The organism is Aetokthonos hydrillicola CCALA 1050 (genome assembly GCF_017591665.1).
In the GTDB taxonomy this organism is placed as follows: domain Bacteria; phylum Cyanobacteriota; class Cyanobacteriia; order Cyanobacteriales; family Nostocaceae; genus Aetokthonos; species Aetokthonos hydrillicola.
In genome coordinates, this window is the sequence record NZ_JAAKGC010000397.1 from 1 (window position 1) to 1,369 (window position 1,369).

Sequence of the window (1,369 nt, forward strand, 5' to 3'; positions counted from 1 at the left end):
AACTCAGGATGCTTATTCATCTCTTCTCAGGCGGCTAATTCCCCCAATATCTTTTCAGTCCGTTCTTTAAACTCTTCTAGTTCAGCCACTTTTTTCTTAATGTTGGCAATTTCATCGTTTGATTTTGGTGCGAGTCCCAAATAATTATCAATGAACTCTAGCAGTAACCGACTAGCAGAAGTACCATTCTCTTTTGCTTTCTTGAGAAAAGCTTCCTTCTTTTCTTCCGGAATCCGAAAGTTCATCTGGGTTTCCCCTTCTGCAAGATTTCTTGGCATGTCTACCTCATAGTTTCTAGTAAGCGTGACAAATCGGCTATAGCAGCCTATAGCTAAATTCTACTCTCTTGCCTAGGCTTTGCCTAGGAGATAAAACGTCCCTGGCACCAGCCAGAATTAACCAAGCCTACACAAATTATATCCTTTAGCCTTGACATAAACCTATCTTTTGCCTATACTGAGGATAGCAAAATAAAGAGCGATCGCTCACCTTCCACAGCACGCGATCACCCTTTATTAATTCATTAAAGGATCTAAACTAAATGTACCATCACACCAAATCACTTGCCAAAGCAACGCAAGTTGATGAACAAACCATCGCCCAAACCGATCTGAACGCATACATCGAACAACAAGCCCAAGCCATAGCCCCTGAGCCAGAAATCCAATTCATTGATCTAGACGGCTTCTACAACTATGAAGCACAACTAGCAGGTGAAGTGATTGCCACTATTACCCACGACTGTGAAGGCTTCGTAACTCAGCCCTGGATTGTCATGGTAGGCGAAGTAGAAGTTCACCGTGCTGACACCTGGGCGAAATGCGCTGATTACATACGCTGGCACTACAAACAAGGAACATTGCCTAAGTTAAGAGCCATATCACCTGAAGAATTGCTAGATAAGCCTTTTGAGCAACTCACTTGTGTTGAATGGCAGCTGCTCAAACAGTATGAACCAGAATCTGACTGCTTTATAGCTGCATAAGGCTTCTTGGGGTGGGCGAGTCCTGCCCTATGAATCTTCTTTCTTTCAGGTTGGACAACACAGGCAATGCAAGAACTCATCAAAGCCTTAATTAAGGCAAAAGCAGAATTTTCTAACATTCAAAAAGACCGAGTAAATCCTCACTTCAAGCACAAATACGCCACCTTAGATGCTGTATTAGACGCTGTTACCCCAGCCCTTGGTAAGCACGGACTAGCAGTTGTTCAAACCACTGCCCTAGAAAGTAACAAAACCGTTCTTCAGACTCACCTTTACCACGAATCTGGCGAGTGTATTACCAGCATTTACCCTCTTCCAGAGATCGGTGATTCCCAGAAGTTTGGTGCTGCCTTAACTTATGCCCGCCGCTATGCGCTATGCGCC

General features: G+C 44.0%; 3 protein-coding genes. 2 read left to right on the forward strand and 1 reads right to left on the reverse strand.

Annotated features, from left to right (window positions below):
- Window positions 1-26 precede the first annotated feature (26 nt).
- A complete protein-coding gene (locus tag G4P69_RS38275) occupies window positions 27-278 on the reverse strand; it encodes a hypothetical protein (protein WP_208355200.1) in 252 nt (83 codons plus the stop codon).
- Between the two features lie 263 nt (window positions 279-541).
- Between G4P69_RS38275 and G4P69_RS38280 the strand changes: the two genes are divergently transcribed.
- Together G4P69_RS38280 and G4P69_RS38285 are read left to right on the forward strand one after the other, a co-directional pair.
- Window positions 542-985 carry a hypothetical protein gene (locus G4P69_RS38280; protein WP_208339037.1) on the forward strand — a complete coding sequence of 148 codons (444 nt, stop codon included), beginning with the start codon at window positions 542-544 and terminating at the stop codon, window positions 983-985.
- A gap of 66 nt (window positions 986-1,051) precedes the next feature.
- The coding region (locus G4P69_RS38285) for an ERF family protein (protein WP_208355202.1) at window positions 1,052-1,369 on the forward strand (318 nt) is incomplete at its 3' end.